This window comes from Paraburkholderia madseniana, from assembly GCF_009690905.1.
In the GTDB taxonomy this organism is placed as follows: domain Bacteria; phylum Pseudomonadota; class Gammaproteobacteria; order Burkholderiales; family Burkholderiaceae; genus Paraburkholderia; species Paraburkholderia madseniana.
This window is the reverse complement of the sequence record NZ_VOSW01000006.1, coordinates 34305-56787: the sequence shown is the minus strand read 5'-3', so window position 1 is coordinate 56787 and position 22483 is coordinate 34305. Positions and strand designations below refer to the sequence as shown.

The 22483-nt window shown below is 59.6% G+C and carries 24 protein-coding genes; 14 read left to right on the top strand and 10 right to left on the bottom strand.

Annotated features, from left to right (window positions below; translation table 11 throughout):
- Window positions 1–40: 40 nt before the first annotated feature.
- From FSO04_RS04935 to FSO04_RS04895, 9 genes are all read left to right on the top strand, one after another.
- A complete protein-coding gene (locus FSO04_RS04935) occupies window positions 41–1561 on the top strand; it encodes a sugar ABC transporter ATP-binding protein (RefSeq protein ID WP_154558640.1) in 1521 nt (506 codons plus the stop codon).
- Window positions 1548–2555: an ABC transporter permease gene (locus tag FSO04_RS04930; protein ID WP_054034672.1), complete on the top strand. Its 1008-nt coding sequence runs from the start codon at window positions 1548–1550 to the stop codon at window positions 2553–2555. The genes FSO04_RS04935 and FSO04_RS04930 overlap by 14 nt, the downstream gene beginning before the upstream one ends.
- Window positions 2556–2589: 34 nt before the next feature.
- A complete protein-coding gene (locus FSO04_RS04925; protein WP_154558639.1) occupies window positions 2590–3684 on the top strand; it encodes an alcohol dehydrogenase catalytic domain-containing protein in 1095 nt (364 codons plus the stop codon).
- Between the two features lie 51 nt (window positions 3685–3735).
- Window positions 3736–5280 carry an FGGY-family carbohydrate kinase gene (locus FSO04_RS04920; protein WP_154558638.1) on the top strand — a complete coding sequence of 515 codons (1545 nt, stop codon included), beginning with the start codon at window positions 3736–3738 and terminating at the stop codon, window positions 5278–5280.
- Complete coding sequence (locus tag FSO04_RS04915) at window positions 5277–6014, top strand: SDR family oxidoreductase (RefSeq protein WP_154558637.1); 738 nt, start codon at window positions 5277–5279, stop codon at window positions 6012–6014. The genes FSO04_RS04920 and FSO04_RS04915 overlap by 4 nt, the downstream gene beginning before the upstream one ends.
- A 295-nt stretch (window positions 6015–6309) precedes the next feature.
- Complete coding sequence (locus FSO04_RS04910) at window positions 6310–6531, top strand: hypothetical protein (RefSeq protein ID WP_154558636.1); 222 nt, start codon at window positions 6310–6312, stop codon at window positions 6529–6531.
- A 3-nt stretch (window positions 6532–6534) separates the two neighbouring features.
- On the top strand, window positions 6535–7158 hold the full coding sequence (locus FSO04_RS04905; RefSeq protein ID WP_154558635.1) for a type VI secretion system amidase effector protein Tae4: 624 nt from the start codon (window positions 6535–6537) through the stop codon (window positions 7156–7158).
- A gap of 914 nt (window positions 7159–8072) precedes the next feature.
- Window positions 8073–8327, top strand: coding sequence for a hypothetical protein (locus FSO04_RS04900; protein WP_154558634.1), 255 nt, complete (start codon window positions 8073–8075; stop codon window positions 8325–8327).
- A gap of 510 nt (window positions 8328–8837) precedes the next feature.
- Window positions 8838–9092: a hypothetical protein gene (locus tag FSO04_RS04895; RefSeq protein ID WP_154558633.1), complete on the top strand. Its 255-nt coding sequence runs from the start codon at window positions 8838–8840 to the stop codon at window positions 9090–9092.
- Window positions 9093–9203: 111 nt separating this feature from the next.
- Here the strand turns inward: FSO04_RS04895 and FSO04_RS04890 are convergent, their stop codons facing one another.
- The 4 genes from FSO04_RS04890 to kynB all read right to left on the bottom strand — a co-directional run bounded on the left by FSO04_RS04890 (window position 9204) and on the right by kynB (window position 13018).
- Window positions 9204–9689, bottom strand: coding sequence for a hypothetical protein (locus FSO04_RS04890; protein WP_154558632.1), 486 nt, complete (start codon window positions 9687–9689; stop codon window positions 9204–9206).
- A 392-nt stretch (window positions 9690–10081) separates the two neighbouring features.
- Complete coding sequence (kynA, locus tag FSO04_RS04885) at window positions 10082–11038, bottom strand: tryptophan 2,3-dioxygenase (protein ID WP_154558631.1); 957 nt, start codon at window positions 11036–11038, stop codon at window positions 10082–10084.
- A gap of 10 nt (window positions 11039–11048) precedes the next feature.
- Window positions 11049–12299 carry a kynureninase gene (kynU, locus tag FSO04_RS04880; RefSeq protein ID WP_154558630.1) on the bottom strand — a complete coding sequence of 417 codons (1251 nt, stop codon included), beginning with the start codon at window positions 12297–12299 and terminating at the stop codon, window positions 11049–11051.
- 80 nt (window positions 12300–12379) lie between these two features.
- Window positions 12380–13018, bottom strand: a complete 639-nt coding sequence (kynB, locus tag FSO04_RS04875) for an arylformamidase (RefSeq protein ID WP_154558629.1) — start codon at window positions 13016–13018, stop codon at window positions 12380–12382.
- Window positions 13019–13148: 130 nt separating this feature from the next.
- On the opposite strand from kynB, the gene FSO04_RS04870 reads away from it, so the two are divergent.
- A complete protein-coding gene (locus tag FSO04_RS04870) occupies window positions 13149–13658 on the top strand; it encodes an Lrp/AsnC family transcriptional regulator (RefSeq protein ID WP_054034335.1) in 510 nt (169 codons plus the stop codon).
- Between the two features lie 82 nt (window positions 13659–13740).
- On the opposite strand, the gene FSO04_RS04865 is transcribed toward FSO04_RS04870, so the two are convergent.
- Window positions 13741–14250 (bottom strand): flavin reductase family protein, encoded by a 510-nt coding sequence (locus FSO04_RS04865; protein ID WP_154558628.1) that lies wholly within the window; start codon window positions 14248–14250, stop codon window positions 13741–13743.
- A gap of 256 nt (window positions 14251–14506) precedes the next feature.
- On the opposite strand from FSO04_RS04865, the gene msrA reads away from it, so the two are divergent.
- Window positions 14507–15055, top strand: coding sequence for a peptide-methionine (S)-S-oxide reductase MsrA (gene msrA / locus FSO04_RS04860; protein WP_154558627.1), 549 nt, complete (start codon window positions 14507–14509; stop codon window positions 15053–15055).
- Between the two features lie 151 nt (window positions 15056–15206).
- Here msrA and FSO04_RS04855 read toward each other — a convergent pair whose 3' ends face one another.
- The 3 genes from FSO04_RS04855 to pdxH all read right to left on the bottom strand — a co-directional run bounded on the left by FSO04_RS04855 (window position 15207) and on the right by pdxH (window position 18667).
- Window positions 15207–16568 (bottom strand): DUF72 domain-containing protein, encoded by a 1362-nt coding sequence (locus FSO04_RS04855; protein ID WP_154558626.1) that lies wholly within the window; start codon window positions 16566–16568, stop codon window positions 15207–15209.
- Window positions 16569–16670: 102 nt separating this feature from the next.
- Window positions 16671–17885 (bottom strand): SAM-dependent methyltransferase, encoded by a 1215-nt coding sequence (locus FSO04_RS04850; RefSeq protein ID WP_154558625.1) that lies wholly within the window; start codon window positions 17883–17885, stop codon window positions 16671–16673.
- Window positions 17886–18025: 140 nt separating this feature from the next.
- The gene (gene pdxH, locus FSO04_RS04845) at window positions 18026–18667 is read right to left on the bottom strand and encodes a pyridoxamine 5'-phosphate oxidase (RefSeq protein ID WP_154558624.1); all 642 of its coding nucleotides are present in this window, start codon (window positions 18665–18667) and stop codon (window positions 18026–18028) included.
- 244 nt (window positions 18668–18911) lie between these two features.
- Between pdxH and tcdA the strand changes: the two genes are divergently transcribed.
- A complete protein-coding gene (gene tcdA, locus FSO04_RS04840; protein WP_154558623.1) occupies window positions 18912–19781 on the top strand; it encodes a tRNA cyclic N6-threonylcarbamoyladenosine(37) synthase TcdA in 870 nt (289 codons plus the stop codon).
- Window positions 19782–19792: 11 nt separating this feature from the next.
- Here tcdA and trxA read toward each other — a convergent pair whose 3' ends face one another.
- The gene (gene trxA / locus FSO04_RS04835; protein WP_154558622.1) at window positions 19793–20641 is read right to left on the bottom strand and encodes a thioredoxin; all 849 of its coding nucleotides are present in this window, start codon (window positions 20639–20641) and stop codon (window positions 19793–19795) included.
- Window positions 20642–20797: 156 nt separating this feature from the next.
- Window positions 20798–21673, bottom strand: coding sequence for a pirin family protein (locus FSO04_RS04830; RefSeq protein WP_154558621.1), 876 nt, complete (start codon window positions 21671–21673; stop codon window positions 20798–20800).
- 172 nt (window positions 21674–21845) lie between these two features.
- Between FSO04_RS04830 and vapB the strand changes: the two genes are divergently transcribed.
- Both vapB and FSO04_RS04820 read left to right on the top strand, forming a co-directional pair.
- Complete coding sequence (gene vapB / locus FSO04_RS04825) at window positions 21846–22079, top strand: type II toxin-antitoxin system VapB family antitoxin (protein ID WP_054034329.1); 234 nt, start codon at window positions 21846–21848, stop codon at window positions 22077–22079.
- Window positions 22079–22480 (top strand): type II toxin-antitoxin system VapC family toxin, encoded by a 402-nt coding sequence (locus FSO04_RS04820; protein ID WP_154558620.1) that lies wholly within the window; start codon window positions 22079–22081, stop codon window positions 22478–22480. The genes vapB and FSO04_RS04820 overlap by 1 nt, the downstream gene beginning before the upstream one ends.
- Window positions 22481–22483 lie beyond the last annotated feature (3 nt).

Below are 22483 nucleotides of genomic sequence, written 5' to 3'. Positions count from 1 at the left end.
TCTTCGATGAGCATGGCGACGAGCAGCAGAGGAGGACCCGATGGACACGATACTCAAGCTCGACAACATCACCAAAAGCTTTCCGGGCGTGAAGGCGCTGCAAGGCATTCACCTGGAAATCGCTCGGGGTGAGATTCACGCGTTGCTCGGCGAAAACGGCGCGGGCAAATCCACGCTGATGAAAATTCTGTGCGGCATCTATCAGCCGGATGAAGGCACGATCACGATCGCGGGCGAAGTGCGGCACTTCACGAACTACCACGATGCGGTCGCCGCGGGCGTGGGTATCGTGTTTCAGGAATTCAGCCTGATTCCGTATCTGAATGCGGTGGAGAACATGTTTCTCGGCCGTGAATTGAAGAACGGTTTGGGTTTGCTCGAACGCGGCAAGATGCGGCGCGCGGCCGCGGCGATTTTTCAGCGGCTGGGCGTGGCGATCGACTTGTCGGTGCCGATTCGTGAGCTGTCGGTCGCGCAGCAGCAGTTTGTTGAAATCGGCAAGGCGTTGTCTTTGGAAGCGCGCATTCTGATTCTGGATGAACCGACCGCGACGCTCACACCCGCTGAAGCGGAACACCTGTTCGCGATCATGCGTGACCTGAAGACGCAGGGCGTCGCGATGATCTTCATCTCGCATCACCTGGAGGAAATCTTTGAGGTGTGTGATCGCATTACGGTGTTACGCGACGGTCAGTACGTTGGCATGACGGAGGTCGCGCAATCTGATGTGAGCCGCCTCGTGGAAATGATGGTGGGACGCCGCATCGAAAACAGCTTTCCGCCGAAGCCGCCACTGCGTGCCGATGCGAAGATCGTGCTCGACGTCGAAAAGCTGCAGTTGCTGAAAGACAGCCCGGTGCTGAGTTTCAATTTGCGCGAAGGCGAGATTCTCGGTTTCGCGGGACTAGTCGGCTCGGGCCGCACAGAAACCGCGCTGGCTGTGATCGGCGCTGACCCGGCGTACGTGAAAGAAATCCGCATCAACGGCACAACCGAAAAACTATCCGATCCCGCCGATGCCTTGCGCGCCGGCGTCGGCATTTTGCCGGAGAGCCGCAAGACCGAAGGTCTGATCACCGATTTCTCGATCAAGCAGAACATCTCGATCAACAACCTCGGCAAATACCGCTCGCTGCGTTTCTTCATCGATCAGCGCGGCGAAGCGCGCGCCACCGCCGACATCATGAAGCGCGTCGGCGTCAAAGCCCCGACGATGCACACCGAAGTCGCGACCCTCTCAGGCGGCAATCAGCAAAAGGTGGTGATCGCGCGCTGGCTGAATCACCACACCAACATTCTCATCTTCGACGAACCGACGCGCGGCATCGACGTCGGCGCCAAAGCCGAAATCTATCTGCTGATGCGCGAACTCACCGCGCGCGGCTACTCGATCATCATGATCTCGTCCGAATTGCCGGAGATCGTTGGCATGTGCGACCGCGTCGCCGTGTTCCGGCAGGGCCGCATCGAAGCGATGCTCGAAGGCGGCGAGATCGACTCGAACGCCGTGATGACCTATGCAACAGCCGGCACCCGTGGAGCAGTTCATGAACACGCCTAATCCTTCTTCATCGCCGAAAACGTCGACCGTCAGTAGTGACACGCCGGGCGCACCGGTGCGTTTCACATGGGCCGCGTTGAAACGCTCGACGCTCTTCTATCCGTTCATCGGCTTGCTGGTGGTGTGCATCGTGATGGTATTCGCGAGCGACAGTTTTCTCTCCGCTGCGAATTTGGAGAACGTCCTGCGCCAGGTGTCGATCAACGCGATCATTGCTGTGGGGATGACGTGCGTGATTCTGACCGGTGGTATCGATCTGTCGGTGGGCTCCGTGATGGCTTTGGCGGGTACGCTTGCCGCGGGCTTGATGGTGGCCGGGATGAATGCGGTGGCTGCCTTGGCGGTCGGCATCGCGGTCGGGTTGGGCTTCGGCGCGGCCAACGGCTTCTTCGTCGCGTTTGCCGGTATGCCACCGATCATTGTCACGCTTGCGACGATGGGGATCGCTCGTGGCCTCGCGCTGATCTACACGGGTGGTTATCCAATCGACGGTCTGCCTGAGTGGGTCAGTTTCTTCGGCAGCGGCAAGATTCTCGGCATTCAGGCGCCGGTTGTGATCATGGTGGTGATCTATGCGATTGCCTGGGTGTTGCTCGAACGCATGCCGTTTGGCCGCTATGTCTATGCGATTGGTGGCAACGAACAGGCGACACGTCTGTCCGGCGTGCGCGTGGCTCGCGTGAAGCTGATCGTCTACTCGATTGCTGGTTTGACGTCCTCCTTTGCCGCCATCGTATTGACTGCTCGTTTGATGAGTGGCCAGCCGAACGCAGGCGTCGGCTTCGAACTCGATGCCATCGCTGCCGTGGTGATGGGCGGTACCTCGATCTCCGGCGGACGCGGCTCGATCATCGGCACCTTGATCGGTGCGTTGCTGCTGGGCGTGCTGAACAACGGCCTGAACATGGTCGGCGTGAATCCTTATGTGCAGAACGTGATCAAGGGCGGAATTATTTTGCTGGCGATCTACATCAGCCGCGACCGTAGAAAGTAACTCTTAAACGACCTCCTTTTAGCAGGACCATGCAATGACTCAATCCACGCAATCCGATAAGCAAAACATGACGGCGATCGTCTGCCACGCACCGAAAGACTATCGCGTCGAACAGGTGTCCAAGCCAAAGGCCCGCGCGCATGAGCTGGTGATCCGCATCGCAGCGTGCGGCATCTGCGCGAGCGACTGCAAATGTCATTCGGGCGCGAAGATGTTTTGGGGCGGCCCGAGTCCGTGGGTCAAAGCGCCGGTGATTCCGGGCCACGAGTTCTTCGGTTTTGTCGAAGAAATCGGCGAGGGCGCGGCGGATCATTTCGGCGTGAAGATCGGCGACCGCGTGATCGCCGAACAGATTGTGCCGTGCGGCAAGTGCCGTTATTGCAAATCGGGCCAGTACTGGATGTGTGAGGTGCACAACATCTTCGGTTTTCAGCGCGAAGTCGCGGACGGCGGCATGGCCGAGTACATGCGCATTCCGCCGACGGCAATCGTCCATAAGATCCCCGACGGCATCTCGCTCGAAGACGCCGCGATCATTGAACCGCTTGCTTGCGCGATCCACACGGTGAACCGCGGTGATCTGCAACTCGACGACGTGGTGGTGATTGCCGGAGCTGGTCCGCTTGGCTTGATGATGACGCAAGTCGCGCATCTGAAAACGCCGAAGAAGCTCGTTGTGATCGATCTGGTTGAGGAGCGTCTGGCACTTGCGCGTGAATACGGCGCGGACGTGACGATCAATCCGAAGCAGGAAGACGTACTGGCGATCATTCATTCGCTGACCGATGGCTATGGTTGCGATGTCTACATCGAAACGACCGGCGCGCCGATCGGCGTCAATCAGGGCATGGAGATGATTCGCAAGCTTGGTCGCTTCGTCGAGTTTTCCGTGTTCGGTGCGGATACGACGCTGGACTGGTCGGTGATCGGCGACCGCAAGGAACTCGATGTGCGCGGCGCGCATCTGGGTCCATACTGTTATCCGATTGCGATCGATTTGCTGGCTCGCGGGCTCGTGACGTCGAAGGGCATTGTCACGCACGGCTTTTCGCTGGAAGAATGGGACGAAGCGATCAAGGTCGCTAACTCGCTCGATTCGATCAAGGTATTGATGAAGCCGCGTGCCTGAGTGCTTGGCGCGGCGTGAGGCAAGGACGAGCGGCATATAAACGGAGACTGTATGGACTACGTCATCGGCGTCGATATCGGCACGCAGAGCACCAAGGCGCTGCTGGTCGATCAGCACGGCGCGATCGTCGCGCAGCATGCGTCGAGCTATCAGCCGGACACGCCCAAGCCGCTATGGGCCGAGCAATGGCCGGCGGTGTGGTTGAAGGCGGTTGTGGAGTGTATTGCGGCTTGCGTGCGCAAGGCGAAGGAGGCGGGCGTTGCGGCGAAGTCGATCAAAGCGGTGTGCGTGAGCAGTCTGTATGGCGGCTCGGGGATTCCCGTCGATAGCGATATGCGGCCGCTTTATCCGTGTCTTATCTGGATGGACCGGCGTGCGACCGATCAGGTCGAGTGGGTGCGTAAAAACATTGACCTCGAGCGCTTGTATGCGATCACGGGCAACGGTGTGGACAGCTACTACGGTTACACGAAGATGCTGTGGCTGCGCGATCACGAACCGGAAATCTGGGCGCATACGCGTTACTTCCTGCCACCGAATGCTTACGTGATTTATATGCTGTCCGGCGAGGTCGCCGTCGATCATAGTTCGGCGGGCAATATTGGCGGCATCTACGATATTGCGAAATGCGACTGGTCGGATGAAGCGCTCGACATGCTCGGCATCCCCGCGACGATGATGCCGGAGCGGTTGGTGGAATCGTCGGACGTGGTGGGCGGGTTGTTGTCGCAGTGGACCGAGCAGCTTGGACTGGAGGCGGGCACGGCGATCGTTGCGGGCGGCGTGGATGCTGCGGTGGCGACGTTTGCCGCGGGCGTCACGCGTGCGGGGCAGCACGTTGCGATGATCGGTACGAGTATGTGCTGGGGGTATATCAACCAGACCGTCGATGCGCGGCATGGGTTGATCAGCATGCCGCATGTGTTCAACGGTCAACGCGATATTTATGTTTTCGGTGGTGCGATTACGGCGGGCGCTTCGGTGACGTGGTATCGCGAGCAGTTTTGTCATGCGGAGACCGAGGCGGCGCGTGCGATGCCGAATGGAGATCCGCATCGCTTGCTTGAAGAGAGTGCGTCGCAGATTCCCGCAGGCTCTGATGGGGTGATGTTCTTGCCGTACTTGATGGGGGAACGAAGCCCCGTGTGGGATGCGAAGGCGAGTGGTGCGTTTGTTGGCCTGAGCCTGTTTCACACGCGGGCGCATTTGTATCGCGCGGTGCTGGAGGGCGTGTCGTTCGCGTTGAAGCACAACATCGAAGCCGGACGTAAGGGCGCGCAATCGCTGGATGACAAGTTGATTGTCGTGGGCGGCGCCGCGCATTCGGATCTGTGGATGCAGATCATTGCGGACATTACCGGCTATCCGGTCTATACGATCGAGCAGGACGTGGAGGCAGCGATGGGGGCGGCGTTGCTTGCGGGTGTCGGTGTCGGTCTGGTATCGCGTGAAGAAGCGCAGAACGGATGGGTCACGCTGATTGAACGTGCGGAACCGAACGCGCAACGAATGGCGTTGTACGAGCAGCGGTTCGGCGTTTATACGGATTTGTATCCGGCGTTGAAGCCGGTCATGCATCGGTTGCAGACATCATGAATGCTACTTTTGATTTTTCCGGTCGCTCGATTCTTGTGACGGGTGCGTCGAGTGGAATTGGGCGCGCAACGGTGGAAGCGTTGTGTGCTTCCGGCGCGAGTGTGGTCGCTGCGGCGCGGAATGTGAATGAGCTTGCGCGGTTGGCTGAGGAAACGGGCTGCGAGCCGATGATGCTCGATGTGAGCGATGAGTCCGCTATTGATGATGCATTGGGTTCGCTCGAGGCGTTTGATGGGCTCGTGAACTGTGCGGGGATTGCTTTGCTCGAGCGTGCGGTGGATACGACCGGCGCGAGTTTCGATCGCGTGATGGGGGTGAATGCGCGTGGGGCGGTGTTGGTTGCCAAGCACGTGGCTCGCGGGATGATCGATGCTAAACGCGCTGGCAGCATCGTGAACGTTTCTAGTCAGGCTGCGCTGGTGGCGCTGGATGATCATTTGAGTTATTCGGCTTCGAAGGCGGCGCTCGATGCTGTTACGCGGGCTTTGTGTATCGAGTTAGGGCCATACGGTATCCGGGTGAATAGCGTCAATCCCACGGTGACGCTGACGCCGATGGCGGTGCAGTCGTGGAGTGATCCCGCGAAGCGCGATCCCGCGTTGAAGGCGATTCCTCTGCACCGCTTCGCGGAGTCCGCTGAGGTTGCTGTGCCGATTATGTTCTTGTTAAGCGACGCGGCTTCGATGATTAGCGGAGTTTGTTTGCCGATTGATGGTGGTTATACGGCAAGGTGATTGGTTTGTCTGCGCGGGACTAGCGGGTTGCGCGTATGCGGCGTTGACGCTCACTGCGGCCCGCACCATCGGGGCAGACCGCGAGCCCACGTCCCGTTTTGCAGACAACAGCCGCGCTCGATGCCTCAAGGCGCAACACCTTGATGGCATAAAACGGTTCTGACGTTAGAGCGTTAAGACCCTACGTAACTTCAGAATCATCGCACGCATTTTTCAAGCGTGGCTGATTTCCCCCGCCGCAAAAAAGCGCGAGTCTCTACGGATAAGTTTGTTCAACTCTGTAGGAGACGGGCTCGTGGCAAATACCACAACCAACGAAACGGCAGATCTGATTGCAACCATCGGTTCGCTGACCGGACAAGGCGTGCGGATTGCGACTGCAACTGGCGATTCCACTATCGCTGGCTTGCGTCGTACCGATGTCGATGGCAGCCTACTCCGCATCGGGAATCAGGAAGCCGACAGCTATAAGATTCATTGCGGCGACGATGCCCTTGCAAGACGGGCCGGAGTCTAAGCAATGCCGAACAAGAAAACGGTGGTTAGAACGAACTCGACACCCGGCTCCATCAAAGTGGTTGAATTGAGGGTTTTGACATTCCAGGAACTGTGGGACAACTTTCCTTCGGGCAACCCATACAATGATCCAACTGGAGAATACAAGAATCAATGTGCGATACGCATGAGCGTCACATTTCATCGAATCGGTAGTGAGATGAAGTCCTTCTCGCAGAAGCTAGTCAAGCCGATGCCGGGTAAGCCAACGCTCGGGAGAATCCTGTTGGATGGCAAACCCACGGCTACGCGAGCATACGAGCTGGCCGAGTGGCTAAGGCTGCGGCCATTTGCGGGACTTCCGAACGCAGAGGACATCACTGGCGGAGATTGGGAATCAAAGGTCAAGGGTCGCACAGGTATTATCTTCTTCTACGGGTATTGGCGGCAGGAGGGGGACTCGCAGGACAATCTTAGCGGCGGTCATATTGATCTTTGGAACGGGACACGATTGACCATAAGCGGCCCAATAGACTCCATTGCAACACTTGGCAGACGATTCGGACTGAATTCTCTTGCCTCGGGTTTTCCGTTTGGATTTTCTGATTTGCGTCAATCCAAGCAGATATTATTTTGGGCCATGAAATGAAAAGGCTGGCGGCGCTCGTGGTGTTCGCTGTTATCGGGGCAATTACCGGCAGCGTTGCCGCGTGCATAGTGCTTGCCTTCTCACCCGTATGCGGATACGACTGTGAGAGTCACGCTACTGGAATTTGGTTCTTCATAACTGCCGCGTGCGTTATCGGGTTCCCCTTACTGGGGCATGCGTTCACGCGCGGACCACGATTGACGCTCAAACGAGGGTTCATTGTCTCCGCTGGATTGGTGACAACGGTATTGTTTGGGGCAGGATGCTTCTATGTCGTGGACCTTCGCAGACACTATGCGGATGCCGAGGCTGCACGTCCGGTAAGCGCTGACTTTGATTTCATGTACATGTCGATAGCAACGCGTGACGTGCAGACTTATACGAAGGCGGCGGACGGAGAGGTGAAGCCCTTGAGCGTTATACCCCAGTGGCAACGATGTACGGTCGACGGTGCGTGGTGCGATACAAACCCGAAGCAAGCGCATATGCGATGCAAGGCTGGCGTGGTCTATGTGAATGCAGCAGATTGGTCTGCGTTTTCTCTCGTGCCGAAGGAAAATATTCTAGGGGCAGTGCCCATGAAATCGATGAACCTTTGTGAACCTGGCAACGTACCAGATAACTAGCCCGATCACATTTGCTTCTGATTTGATCGTGAGTATCGATGGCAACGTCGTGTGCAGTAACGTATGTCGGGAGTAATACGGCGTCGTGCGCATCTCAGTGAGGACTGTCCTGTTGAACCGGAACACGTGAAAAATTCGCGCGTAAATTTGAGCGGTCCCAAAAGCTGGACAGCGATTCAACCTTTGGGGCGAAATTCAGTTCGCGCCTTTCTATACTCCACGACAAGTCGCGTTCTTCCGGTGCATGAATGCGTGCATGGTAGGCAACCGATGCTAAGGAGCACTGTCTTGATTGAGGAAGAGAATCTCGCAACAGAGGTCAATGAGAAATTACTGTCGGCGCACCGTTCAATTGTTGGCGCTTTGAAGCTTGTGGAGGAGCGCGGCTCAGAGAGAGAGCTTCAAGCATTTCGTGCTGGAGCCGTGAATGCGGCGGGCCATCTGTTTGGTCTTCTCTTGAGACCGCTGTGGCAAGCGCGCCCGGAACTTGCTCCGGAAGGGCTGGATATGAGCCCTCCGCCGAAGAAGAAGGGTAAGCGATAAAGAAGGCGCGATTAACGAGCCGTACCCCGGGAGCATGGAGAGGTGTCCAACTTAAAGGCGACTGTTCACTCCGAGGTAGAGCGTCAGGTGGAACTATTCCACCGGCGCGACCTGGATGTAAATCGTGTCAACACTGAGGAGGAATAGGGGGCGGTGGATAAAGATGTGTCCGAGGATGTTGCGCGCGAGTTAAGCAGAGAGTTATTGGCCTCGTTCCATTCGTTGGAAAATGCGACGAAGTTGGTTCAAGAACGCTGCTCAAAGGAGCAATTCAAAACGTTCCATTCTGAGGCGGGAAGAGTCGCGGGGGGCCTGTATCTGCTTCTCGAACCACTGTGGAGGGCGTATCCAAACCTCGCTCCCGAAGGTCTCGTCATGACTCCGCCGAAGAAAAAAGATAAGCGATAGGACGCGCACCGGGCACGCGCGATTGCTTCCTTTCCATGTGCTGAGCAGTCGATGCAGGTTTGAAACGGATAAGGCAGGCAACGCTCGTTAAGGGAGAAAATTTTGATTGGTGACAAAGATGTGGCCGCAGAGGTCAGCGAGCGTTTACTGACTGTGACGCGCCTGATGGACGAATCTATCGCACTAGTTCAACAGCGCTGCGCCGACGACGAATTCAAGGCATTTCGTGCTGGAACCGGTAAGGCTATGGGTTATCTATTTGTGGATGTACTGCGGGAGCTGTGGCTGGAGCATCCATGTCTGGCTCCGGAAGGGCTAGATATGAGCCCTCCGCCTAAAAAGAAAGGTAAGCGATAGCAAAAAAGCGCGAGCAATGAGCTGGACCTCGAGGCGTCTACGGGTGACCAGCTTGGAGACTAGTTCGCAACCGCGCCTTCTTTGCTGCGGCCTGGTGGCCGCCATTTCACCCTAGTGCTTCACTGCCGTCTGCTGTGCATCAGCCCGCGCGCACGCGGCAGTCTTTACGCGCTCCCGCTTACGCGTCACCGCTTTGTCCGGCACACCTTCGGCTTCGGCTGCAGCTTCCCCTGCTTCTCGCCCCGCCTCCGCAGCATCCGAGAGAAGTTCCGTCGCAAGCTTGGCCGTGATGCGACTGTGAGCAACCCCCTTCGCATCGAGCGCGATCACCTGGTACAGGTCACGATCGCATTCAACTTCCTGCTGGTATTGCTCGACGGTATAGAGCAGGTGTTCCAGCAAGTTACGCTCACGGCGTCTTTCCTCAACCGTCGTAGCTGGGCATCGGGTGATGCTTGCCGCGAGATCAATCAGTGTTCGAAGCTGTCGGATTTGTCGGTCGCATGCTCCAAAAGCCGACAGTGCGAGCTTTTCGTACTGGAGCGCATCAACGGGCGGTCGTGATGCCGTTTGAGTCTTCTTAGTGGTTTTGGTCATGGTGCGATTTCCGATGTGTTCCTGACACGCCCGACACCCAATGACAAGTAGGGTGAGCGGGCCCGTAGCGAGTTTGAGAGACCGGCGGTAGTTCAAACCGGCGGGCCTTTCGGCCCCCTCACTACGACCCGCCCATTGGATGGACGTGTGGAAGCAAGCGCACGACCCACGAATGTGGGTTATGCGAACTACCGTTCGGGCTCTCATACCCGGCCGTCTTGTCCGACGGCATTTGGAAATCTAACCCAACTGTTTTTTAAGACGATCAACCACACAGGCTAAACGCACACACTGTGACCAATCTTTACATTGCGACCCGTGCGTCTGCGCGTGCACCACGCATCGCACGAACACGCTCAATGCATCGAGCATTGGCAACGAAACGAAGACGCCTAAAGCATCGTCCTCACATGCCAAAGTTCAGGAAACAAAACCACATCCAGCATCTTCCGGAGATAAGGCGCGCCGCTCGTACCACCGGTGCCTTGCTTGAACCCAATAATCCGCTCAACCGTAGTCACATGCCTGAACCGCCACTGCCGAAAGGCATCCTCGAGATCGACAAGCTCCTCCGCCATCTCATACAACTCCCAATGCTGCGACGGATTCCGATAAACCTCCAACCACGCCGCCTCAACGGAAGCATCATGCACAGTAGGCTGCGTCCAATCCCGATCCAATCTGGACGGTGAAATCGCAAACCCACGTCGCGCCAACAGTCGAACAACTTCATCATAAAACGAAGGCGCTTCCAGCGAAGCCGTCACCTCAGCAAGAACATCCGCCCGATGCGCATGCGGCTTCAGCATCTGCTCATTCTTATTGCCGAGCAAAAACTCGATCTGCCGATACTGATAAGACTGAAACCCGGAAGAGCTACCCAGATAAGGCCGCATCGCCGTGTATTCGGACGGCGTCATCGTCGCGAGAACGCTCCATGCCTGCACGAGTTGCTCCATGATCCGCGACACGCGAGCGAGCATCTTGAACGCCGGCGGCAACTCATCGCGATGCACCGCCTTCAATGCCGCGCGCAATTCATACAGCGCGAGCTTCATCCACAACTCACTCGTCTGATGCTGGATGATGAACAGCATCTCGTTGTGATCCGGCGACAACGGATGCTGCGCATCCAGCACCGTCCCCAGCGAGAGATAATCGCCGTAACTCATCGACTCCGAAAAATCGAGCTGCGCGTCATGCCAGCCATCGCCGGAATCGGCGGCAGCAGTGGCCGTAGCAGACGCCGTAGCAGCAGCCGAAGGAGCAACCCCACTGCCATGCCCAAACGGACACCCTTGCGCCGGTTTCTCTTCCGGCAATCCCGGCGTTTGCATATGATCGGTCATCGCGCGCTCCTTAGGTCACAGCGCCGCGAGCGGCAAATTCAGGTGCCCGCCAGGTCTCTTGCGTAAGCACCTCGCGTAACGTCTCGACCGCATCCCACACATCGACAAAGCGCGTATACAGCGGCGTAAAGCCAAACCGCAACACATGCGGCTCGCGATAGTCGCCGATCACGCCACGCGCGATCAACGCCTGCATCACTTCATAACCATGCGGATGCTCGAAGCTCGCATGCGAACCGCGCTGCGCATGCTCACGCGGCGTTACAAGCTTCAAAGGAAATTCGCTGCAACGCGCTTCGACCAGTTCGATAAACAAATCGGTCAACGCGAGCGACTTCGCGCGGATCGTCTGCATATCCGTTTGCAGGAACACATCGAGACCGCATTCGACGAGCGACATCGACACCATCGGTTGCGTTCCGCACAGGAAGCGGCCGATGCCGTCGTCGGGTTGATAGGCCGGGTCCATCTTGAACGGCGCACGATGACCCCACCAGCCGGACAGCGGCTGCGAGAAATCGTTTTGATGACGCTTCGGCACCCACACGAACGCCGGCGAGCCTGGACCGCCGTTCAGATACTTATACGTACAGCCGACCGCGTAGTCAGCCCCAACACCATTCAGGTCGACCGGCACCGCGCCCGCCGAATGCGCGAGATCCCACAGCGCGAGCGCGCCTTTGTCATGGATCAGTTTGGTCAGTGCGGCCATGTCGTGCATATAGCCGGTGCGGTAATTCACATGAGTGATCATCGCGATCGCAGTGTCTTCGCCAATCGCGGTGGGCAACTCGGACGGGTCGTCAACGAGGCGCAACTCATAACCGCGGTCGAGCTGTTCGATCAGCCCTTGCGCGATATACAGATCGGTCGGGAAATTCGAGCGCTCAGAAACGATCACGCGACGCTTCGGATCGCGCGCATTCGCCACCCGCAGGGCTGCCGACAAAAGCTTGAACAGGTTGATCGAAATCGTATCCGTCACGACCACCTCGTTTTCAGCCGCGCCGATCAGCGGCGCGAGCTTGTTGCCAAGGCGACGTGGCAATTCGAACCAGCCGGCGGTGTTCCAGCTGCGGATGAGACCCTCGCCCCATTCGGCGCCGATCACGGTCTGCGCGCGTTGCGCGGCGGCGGCCGGCGGCACGCCGAGCGAGTTACCGTCGAGATAAATGGTCGTCGACGACAGCGCGAATTGGTCGCGCAGCGCTGCGAGCGGGTCGGCGCTATCCAGCGCCAATGCTTCTTCACGAGTGTTCATGATGGTCCAGTCAGTCAGTCAGATCAGGGAATTCGGTGGATGCGATGAGTGCGGTGATTCAGTTTGCAGAGCGTCGACGATCAGCGAGATTCGGGCAGCGTGCGCAACACGGCGCGCACGGGACTCGCATCGAGCGTGGTCAGCTTCAGCGGCAGCGCGATCAGTTCGTAGTCGCCGGGCGCGACGGCATCCAGCACGATGCCTTCGAGAATCGCCATGCGGTGCGCGCGAATCCGGTGGTGCGCGTCCATCGTCTTCGAGTCCTGCGGATCGAGCGACGGCGTATCGATGCCGATCAGCTTTACCCCTTTCGCTGCCAGCAGATCGATGGTCTCCGGCGCAACCGCGCAGAACGCGCTATCCCAGACCGCAGTCGGCGCGTTTTTGTAAGTGCGTAGTAAGACTCGCGGCGGCAGGTCGTCGAGCGAGCCGCTCAGGTGTTGTGGCGTCACAACAGGCGAAGCGCCGATGCAATGAATTACGCGGCAGCGTCCAAGGTACGCATCGAGCGCAACCTCGCCGATCGCCGCGCCTTCGGCGTCGTAGTGAAGCGGGGCGTCGGTGTGGGCGCCGGTATGCGGCGACAAGGTCAGGCGCGCGACGTTGACGGGCGAGCCCGCCTCCATGCGCCACACGCGTTCAATGCCGACCGGCGTATCGCCAGGCCAGACGGGCGTCGCGGTATCGACGGCGGGGGTGATGTCCCAGAGTGTTTCCATGTCTCCATCGGCGGATTGTGTCTATCCAGGAATGATAGGTGGCTTGGCGCGAAATGTGATTGCGAAAAAATCTCCTTCTGAGCCGTGTCTTGGAACATAATTTGAGTCAAATGGGAAAGGGAGACCGAATATGAACGCGATCTCGCTCGACGCCACCGATTGCCGTATCTTGACGGTGCTTCAGCAAGAAGGACGGATCAGCAATCTCGATTTGGCGGAGCGCATTTCGCTTTCGCCATCGGCCTGTCTACGACGCCTGCGCCTGCTGGAAGAGCAGGGCGTCATCGAACATTACCGTGCGTGTCTGAACCGCGAAGTGCTGGGTTTCGAACTGGAAGCGTTCGTGCAGGTGTCGATGCGCAACGACCAGGAGAACTGGCACGAGCGTTTTGCGGAGGCGGTGCGGGACTGGCCGGAAGTAGTCGGCGCGTTTGTCGTGACCGGCGAAACCCACTATCTGCTGCGGGTGCTCGCCCACAATCTCAAACACTATTCGGATTTCGTGCTGCAACGCCTTTATAAGGCGCCGGGCGTGATGGATATTCGTTCGAATATCGTGCTGCAGACGTTGAAAGAAGATTCGGGTGTGCCAGTGTCGCTAGTGCCGAAAACGACCGGACATAGCGCGCCGCATAGCTGAGTGCGAGGAGCTGCTCAGCTTGCGTCGGCGTGCCTGCCTTTGCCCGCCAGCGGGCCGCTGTTAAAACACGGCGGCGCCGCGTTCAGAGCGATTTGAGTCCGTGGAATTGACCGCTATGGAAGACCAGCGGCGCAATCTCCGCGGCACTCTCGTGGACGCCGCAGCGCTCCACTTCGCCGACGAAAATCACGTGGTCGCCTTCTTCGTAGCGGCTGCGGTTATGGCATTCGAACCAGGCGAGCGCGCCGTCGAGCACCGGCATGCCGGTATCGCCTTCGGCGTGCGAGACACCTTCGAAACGATCGCCCTTCACCGTGGCAAAACGCTTGCACAGATCGAGCTGCGACGCGGCGAGTACGTTGACCACGTAGTGACTGTTCGCCCGGAACACCGACATCGACGCCGAGCGCGTGGCGAGGCTCCACAGCACCAGCGGCGGATTGAGCGAAACCGAATTGAACGAGCTGGCCGTGATGCCGATCAACTGGCCGGATGCTGCACGCGTGGTGATGACGGTGACGCCGGTGGCGAATTGGCTGAGCGCCTGTTTAAAGGCGGGCTGGTCGAAGTTGGGCGGGCTGGCGCGCTTCATCGGGCGGAAGCCTTCGGCGCAAACCGGGCGAACCCCGGACTGAACCCATCGCGCGTGCGGCCGGAAACAAATGATTCAAAAGTCATAGTGAAAATCGTCGATTTGCCCCAATTTTAACTGCAATCGCGGTGGACTGGCCGCGACACCTGCCGGGTAATGGAAAAACCGCTAAGCTGGAAAGTCTTGGTGGTGGCATGAGCGTTGCGGTTAACTGGGACCGGCATCGGCCGACTATGAGTATCAAGGAGCAAGCAGCATGAGTCAGACAGGCGAAGTCGCCACCCTCGGTGGCGGGTGTTTCTGGTGCCTCGAAGCGGTATATCTGGGCGTCGAAGGCGTGAACTCGGTGGAGTCGGGCTATGCGGGCGGCCAGACCCAGCGGCCGACCTACGAACAGGTGTGCGACGGCGTGACGGGCCACGCGGAAGTCGTGAACGTCGACTTCGATCCGGCGAAGATCAGCTATCGCGAGATTCTCGATATTTTCTTCGCGATCCACGATCCGACCCAGTTGAACCGGCAGGGTAACGATGTCGGCACGCAGTACCGCTCGGTGATTTTTACCCACTCCGACGCGCAGCGAGAAACGGCGCTGCAGGCGATTCGCGAGATCGGCGAACAGGGTATCTACGACGGCCAGATCGTCACCCAGGTGTTATCGCTCGACGGCAACTACTGGCCGGCCGAGGCGTATCACCAGAACTACTTCGCGCAGCATCCGAATCAGGGGTACTGCTCGTTCGTGGTGGCGCCGAAAGTTGCGAAGTTCCGTCAGAAGTTCGCCCATCGGATCAAGGCGAGCTGAGTCGGCGCGGCAGTGGAGATTTGATGGCGGACTGATTGGCGAGACGGCGAGATAGGCGGCGGTTCAGGTTTCAAGCTGGGCCGCCGCTTACATCGCGGCTCGGCAAGCCAGGAGACCTCAGGCGCTTCGCCATGCGCGGGCGCTGCGCCGCTCAGCCTTGCTCGTCCCCTTCTTGCTGCCCATTCTCGTTCGAATCCGGCTCCGACTCCGGGCGCGTTTGCGCATGGTCATGCTCGTGTTCGTGCTCATGAGCAAGCCGCGCATACGCTTCAATAATCTCCCGCGCCAGTTCCATGCAACTCAACGGCGCCGACCCCTCCGCCTTGTTGTTGATCGCGATCACCACCGGCTGGCCGGCCAGCGCATAGCGCGCGGCCAGTTCGGCGAGCGCGGCGCGTGTCGACGGGTCCTGATCGACCAACTGGTCGAACGGTTCGTACTTGGCTTTCGCCTGTTCGTATTTGAAGCCGCCGTGCAAACTCCAGCGCACGATCAGCGGGCCGGCCGGCTCGCCGTCCAGCAGCGCGAGCGCCGCCGCCTGGCGCAGCGGATCCGGCATCCGCGCATGAATCCCCACGCAGTACCGCACGCCCGCCGCCTTTAGCGTGCGGATAAAGCGCGGCGTGAGCAAACTCCCATCGCGGATTTCGATCGCATAGCACGTGCCTTCGGGCAGCTTCGGCAACGCCGTCAGGAACTCGGCGAGTCGCTCGATGAACACCGCCGGTTGCGCGAGCATCTGGTCGGGCAGCGGAGAGAGCTGGAACACGAGCGCACCGGCTTTCGCACCGAGGCCTTCGAGACATGGCGTGACGAATTCGTCGATTGCCATTTGCGCGTTCAGGAAGCACGGGTTCAACGAAACCGGCTCGCCGCGTTCGGCGCGGACGGTCGCGTCGGTGATCGTCATCGGCGCTTTGACGATGAAGCGGAAGTGCGCCGGCACCTGCTGCGCGTAGCGCAAGTATTCGGTGACGGTGAGCGCCTGGTAAAACGACCGGTCGATGCTGACAGTCCTTAACAGTGGATGCGCGCCGTAGGCAGTCAAACCCTCGCGCGAGAGTTTGCTATTGCTGTACTCGTCGCCGTAGACGATGCCGTTCCAGCCCGGAAACGACCACGTCGACGTACCGAGATGGATCTGCGACGGCAGTTCGGCGGCGAGCGCCAGGAGTTCAGCAGAGGGTGGAGCGGCGAGCACGTCGCGGGTACGGCGTTTCTTCGGCCCATCCAGGGAAGACGGTGTTGAACTGGAGTCGGCGTCGGCGATGGGCGCCGGCGGCGCGTCATCTTCCTGCCAGAGGGTGGTGGCACTCTTCTTCGCGCGCGGCTGACGCCGCCGCTCAAGCTGTGCCGTTTCGTCGGCTGTTGCCGGGGTGGCAGCGGCAGGCGCCGCCGATGCCGGCGCCTGCTCGACCGGCATCCCGAACAGATCGAACTGCGGTGCGTCGGCCTGTGCGTCCTGCTCGCCGCTCACCGGCTGTTCAACTTCGCTTGTCCCGCTCTGGTCCATCGATGTTCGACCTGCTGTTTAAGGTTTGCGCCGTGTCGGGCCGCCACGCAATGCACGTAGACCCGGCACGCAGCCACGGCACATCGCCGTGGCGCAACCGTATCACAGTGATTTGTCGTACATATAGTGACGCGACCACGGCAAGGTTGTCGCACTGCGGCCGGCTTTGCGGCACACCACCTGGTAGATCGAGACGTCGTCGGTTTCGAAAGCGTACGCGCAACCGGCGAGGTACACGCGCCAGATGCGGAATTTTTCGTCATCGACCAGCGTGCGGGCTTCGTCCGCATGCGCCTCGAAGTTTTCCGCCCAGATGTCCAGCGTGTGCGCATAGTGACGGCGCAGGCTTTCGACGTCAACCGCTTCGAGCCCACCGCGCTGCATTGCTTCGAGCGCGAGGCCGATATGCGGTAGCTCGCCGTCCGGGAACACATAGCGGTCGATGAATTCGCCGCCGCCGAGCGCGGTTTCGCCGCTGTCCGAATCGCTCGACGTGATGCCGTGATTCATGGCGACGCCGTCGTCGACGAGCAGATCGTGGATCTTCTGGAAGTAGCCCGGCAGATTCTTGCGGCCCACGTGCTCGAACATGCCGACGCTGGTGATGCGATCGAACTGCCCTTCGACGTCGCGGTAATCCTGCAGACGAATCTCGATCTGGTTTTCCAGGCCCGCGGCTTTCACGCGGGCGGTAGCGAGATCGAACTGGTTTTGCGACAGCGTCACACCCACGCACTTCGCACCGAATTTCTGCGCCGCGCGCAGTACGAGCGCACCCCAGCCGCAGCCGATATCAAGCAGGCGCTGCCCCGGTTGCAACTGGATCTTGGTGAGGATGTGGTCGATCTTCTTGATCTGCGCGGTGGCGAGATCTTCATCGCCATTCTCGAAGTACGCACACGAGTACACCATGTTCTCGTCGAGCCACAGCTTGTAGAACTCGTTCGAGACGTCGTAGTGATACTGAATGGCCTTCTTGTCCGACGACTTCGAGTGCTGGAAGTAGCGCCGCACGCGCGCCAGCTTGCTCGCGCTGGTGACGGTGTTGCGCGCGAGCTGGTAGCTGACGTTGATGATGTCCGACAGCTTGCCTTCGATGTCGATCTTGCCCTTCACATACGCCTCGCCGAGATTGTCGAGGCTCGGTTCGAGCAGATAGGGCAGCGCCGTGGCGCTTTTGACATGTAGCGTGACCTGAGGCGCGGCGAACTGCCCGAAGTCATGTTGCTGGCCGTCCCACAGCACAAGGCGTGCTGGCACGTTAGCCTTGGTTTTTACATCTTCCACCCACTGCGCCAGCTTTTTCTCCCAGAACATGTGATTTCTCCGTGTCCGTTGAACTAAAGCAAAGCCTGTGTGGATCGCAGCTCACTGCGGTGCAACTCCCATACCGCGAGGCGCAATCCGGCCGTCGCGCGCTGCTGCGTTGGCAACGCGCATACGTGTTGTATTCCGATTCAAGGCGATAGGCGGGAGATTTGCCAGTCGCTACTTTCGCTTGAACGCGTGTAGAGCAAACGGTCGTGTAGACGCGACGGTCGGCCCTGCCAGAATTCGATTGCTTCGGGTACCAAACGATAACCGCCCCAGTGCGGTGGGCGCGGTGGCTGGTCGCCGTATTGCAGGGTGATTTCGCGTTCACGTGTTTCGAGCTGCGAACGGCTTTCAATTACCTGACTTTGATTGGATGCCCACGCGCCGATGCGTGAACTGAGCGGACGCGACGCGAAATACGTATCGCTTTCTGCCGGGCTGGTTTTGACGATGCGGCCTTCAACGCGCACCTGGCGTTCGAGTTCGATCCAGTAGAACAGCAAGCTCGCGTAGGGATTGGCGGCCAGTTCGCGGCCCTTGCGGCTTTCGTAGTTGGTGAAGAACACAAAGCCGCGCTCGTCGACACCTTTGATCAGCACGACACGCGCCGACGGCCGGCCACGCGAGTCGACAGTGGCCAGCGTCATCGTATTCGGTTCGGGCAGTTGGGCGTCTACCGCTTGCTTAAACCACGTGTCGAATTGACGAAACGGGTTGCGGTCGATATCGGCAACGTCCAAAGAACCCAGCGAATAGTTTTTTCGAAGTTCGGCGAGTGAGGTCATGTTCTTATGCGAACGCTACAGTACAACCAGTATAGCCAAGGCGTGAATTCTTTGCGCGCGACCAGATCAAGGCCCGCCGCGCTGTGTGGACATCCAGGCCACTACGTTTTGCAGCCATCCGTGCCTAAGTGGGTGTGGCCATGTGCATCGTCGCGATCAGGCAAAATACGGGCTGCGAACGCCTGGGTGTACCTGAGCGTTTTTATCACTTTGTGTTTTGCCTGCTTTGAACGAGTCTTCCGCCATGTCCAGCCCCACCGCGCATTCCGATCTTACTACCAGCCTCGACGGGAGTGAAACCGCCGACCGCGCGCGGCGCTTCGGCGGCGTTGCCCGCCTGTACGGCGCGCCGGCGCTCGCTGCGTTCGAAGGGGCCCACGTCGCCGTGATCGGCATTGGCGGGGTCGGCTCATGGGTGGCGGAGGCGTTGGCGCGCAGCGCGGTCGGCACGCTGACCTTGATCGATCTCGACAATGTTGCCGAGAGCAACACTAACCGCCAGATCCATGCGCTAGACGGTAACTACGGAAAACCGAAGGTTGAGGCGATGGCCGAACGCATCGCGGCAATCAATCCGTTCTGCGACGTGCGGCTGATTGAAGACTTCGTCGAGCCGGACAATTTTGCGGCGACGCTCGGCGGCGGTTTTGATTACGTGATCGATGCGATCGACAGCGTGCGCACCAAGACTGCGTTGATCGCGTGGTGTGTTGAGAAGAAGCAGCCGTTGATTACGGTGGGCGGCGCGGGTGGCCAACTGGACCCGACGCGGATTCGGATCGACGATCTCGCGTTGACCATCCAGGACCCGTTGCTGTCGAAAGTGCGCGGACAGTTGCGCAAACTGCATGGCTTTCCGCGTGGTCCGAAGGCGAAGTTCAAGGTGAGCGCGGTGTACTCCGACGAACCGCTGATCTATCCGGAAGCCGCTGTCTGCGATATCGACGAGGAAGCGGAGCACGTCACGACGTCGCCGGGTCATACGGGACCGGTGGGTTTGAACTGTGCGGGATTTGGATCGAGCGTGTGCGTGACGGCGAGCTTCGGTTTTGCCGCGGCCGCGCATGTGTTGCGGGCGTTGGCGGAGCAGGCGCGGCTCGTTTGCCGCACCTGAACACCCCCCAATTAATACAACAACGCGCTCAGCTTGCGCCGCCATTGCGACACCAGCTCCGGCTGATGCGCGGCGAGATCGAACACCGACAGCATCGTCTTACGGCCAATGTCATCGCGGAACGTGCGGTCGCGTTGCACGATCGCCAACAAGTGCTCGAGCGCGCCTTCGTATTTGCGGCGGGCGATGAGCGCGCTAGCCAGATCGAAGCGTGCCTCGAGATCGTCCGGGTTCGCTGCGACTTTGGCTTCGAGTGCATCCGTAGGCGGCAGGTCAGCCGCCGCGTCTACCGCATCGAGCCGTGTCTTGATCGTGTTGAAGCGGGCGTCGATCCCTTGTGTGGTTTTCGGCGACAGCAGGTCGACTTCATTGCGCGCTTCGTCGATGCGATTATCTTCGAGCAGCATTTCGATGCGATCCATGCGCGCTTCGTCGAAGCCTGGGTCGTAGGCGAGAGCAGCTTGCAGCGCGTCGTACGCATCCTCACGACGGCCTTCGGCCAACGCGGCTTGCGCTTCAAGACGTGCCGCGTCCGCGCCTTGCGGCACGAGGCGCTCGATAAACTCGCGTAACTGGCCTTCCGGCAGCACGCCGACGAATTGATCGACCGGCTGGCCGTCGGCAAACGCCATGACGTGCGGAATGCTACGCACCTGGAAGTGCGCGGCCAGTTCCTGGTTCTCGTCGACGTTCACCTTCACCAGCTTCCATTTGCCGGCGGCTTCAGCTTCGAGCTTCTCGAGCATCGGGCCGAGCGTCTTGCAGGGGCCGCACCACGGCGCCCAGAAATCGACCAGCACAGGGGCCAGTGTCGACGCCGTGATGACGTCCTGTTCGAAAGTGGCCAGAGTGGTGTCCATTGCGTCCTCGTCGATAAAAACGGTTTGTCGGCTAGATGGGGCCGTATGCCGCGAATTCAATGGTTCAATGCGGCGGATGCAGGCCATCGCGGCCGCACATGCTCGCACGGACGGCGAGCTTGCCGGTGGCGACCGCATGGGCGCCGCCTCGCTCACTCATTTTCTTGTCGGTAGTGGAATCCATTCGGTTTCGCCCGGCACCTTGCCCATCTCCTGATTGGTCCACGCGAGCTTCGCGGCTTCGATCTTCTCGCGCGAACTGGCGACGAAGTTCCATTCGATAAAGCGTTCGCCATCCAGCTTCTCGCCTCCGAGCAGCATCACGCGCGCGCCGTGGGTGCTGGCCAGCGTGACGGTTTCGTCGAGTGCGAGCACGGCCATCTGGCCCGCTTCGAGCGGCGTGCCGTCGATCTCCAGATCGCCGTCCACCAGATAGACCCCGCGTTCCTCGTGTTCCGGCTCGAGCGCGAAGGCGCCGCCCGGGGCGAACTCGGCGGCCACATACAGCGTGCCGGAAAAGGTCGCGACCGGCGAGGTCTCGCCGAACGCCGTACCCGCGATCACGCGCAGGGTGACGCCGTTGCGCTCGACCACCGGCAGTGTATTGGCCGCATGATGCGCGAAGGACGGTTCGATGTCTTCGTCGTCGAGCGGCAGCGCGACCCAGGTCTGGATGCCGTGCATGGTCTGGCCGCTCGCGCGGTCTTCGGCCGGCGAGCGCTCGGAATGGACGATGCCACGTCCCGCCGTCATCCAGTTGACGTCGCCCGGGACGATCTTCTGCTCGGAGCCGAGGCTGTCGCGATGCATGATCGAGCCTTCGAACAGATACGTGACGGTGGCGAGGCCGATATGCGGGTGCGGACGCACGTCGAGCCCGACACCGGGTTCGAGCGTGGCGGGGCCCATGTGGTCGAAAAAGATAAACGGGCCGATCAGGCGTGCCGCCATGGCCGGCAGCACACGCCGCACGGTGAGGCTGCCGACGTCGCGCAGATGCGGTTTGAGAACTGCTTTGATCGAGGAAGACATGGCAGGCTCGGCTGGAAGGGTGAGTCGGATTTTGCTTAATGGATGATTCTACTGCGGTTGAGGCTGCGGCCGCATTCCGCGGTCGATGTACACACATGTATTTACATCGTCGCCGTGGAGAACTATAGTATTGGTTCGTACATACAGCGTACATCCGTAGCAGGAGTTCAGCGTGCTTACAAAAGTCTTTCGCAACGGCAATTCGCAAGCGGTGCGCATTCCAGCCGAATTGGCCTTCGACCGGGCCGACGTCGAGGTTGAAATCGAACGAGTCGGCGAAGAATTGCGGATCCGCCCAACCCGGCGTCCGCTGACCGGCGTGCTCAAGAAATTCGCTAAGTTCGGGCCCGACTTCATGGCGGAAGGACGTGGTGACCACGAGCAGGCCGAGCGCGAGGATTTGTAATGCCGCGCTACATGCTCGACACCAATATCTGCATCTACCTGATGAAAAACCAACCGGAACAGGTTGCGAAGCGCTTTGCGCAATGTCTCGTTGGCGACGTGGTGATGTCGGCCATCACCTTTGCGGAACTCGAATACGGCGTGGCGGTATCGGCGAACCGCGCGCGCGATCGCCGCAATCTGGCGGCGCTTGCCGAAGACATTCTGGTCATGCCGTTCGACAGCGCTGCAGCAAGCGCGTACGGTCCGATTCGCGAAGCGACGCGCGAGCGCAAGAAGGATCAACTCGACAAGCTGATCGCGGCACATGCCGTGGCGCTCGACGTTGTGCTGGTGACCAACAACGAACGTGACTTCGCCGCGTATCCAGGGTTGCGCGTGGAAAACTGGCTGAACGGCTAACTA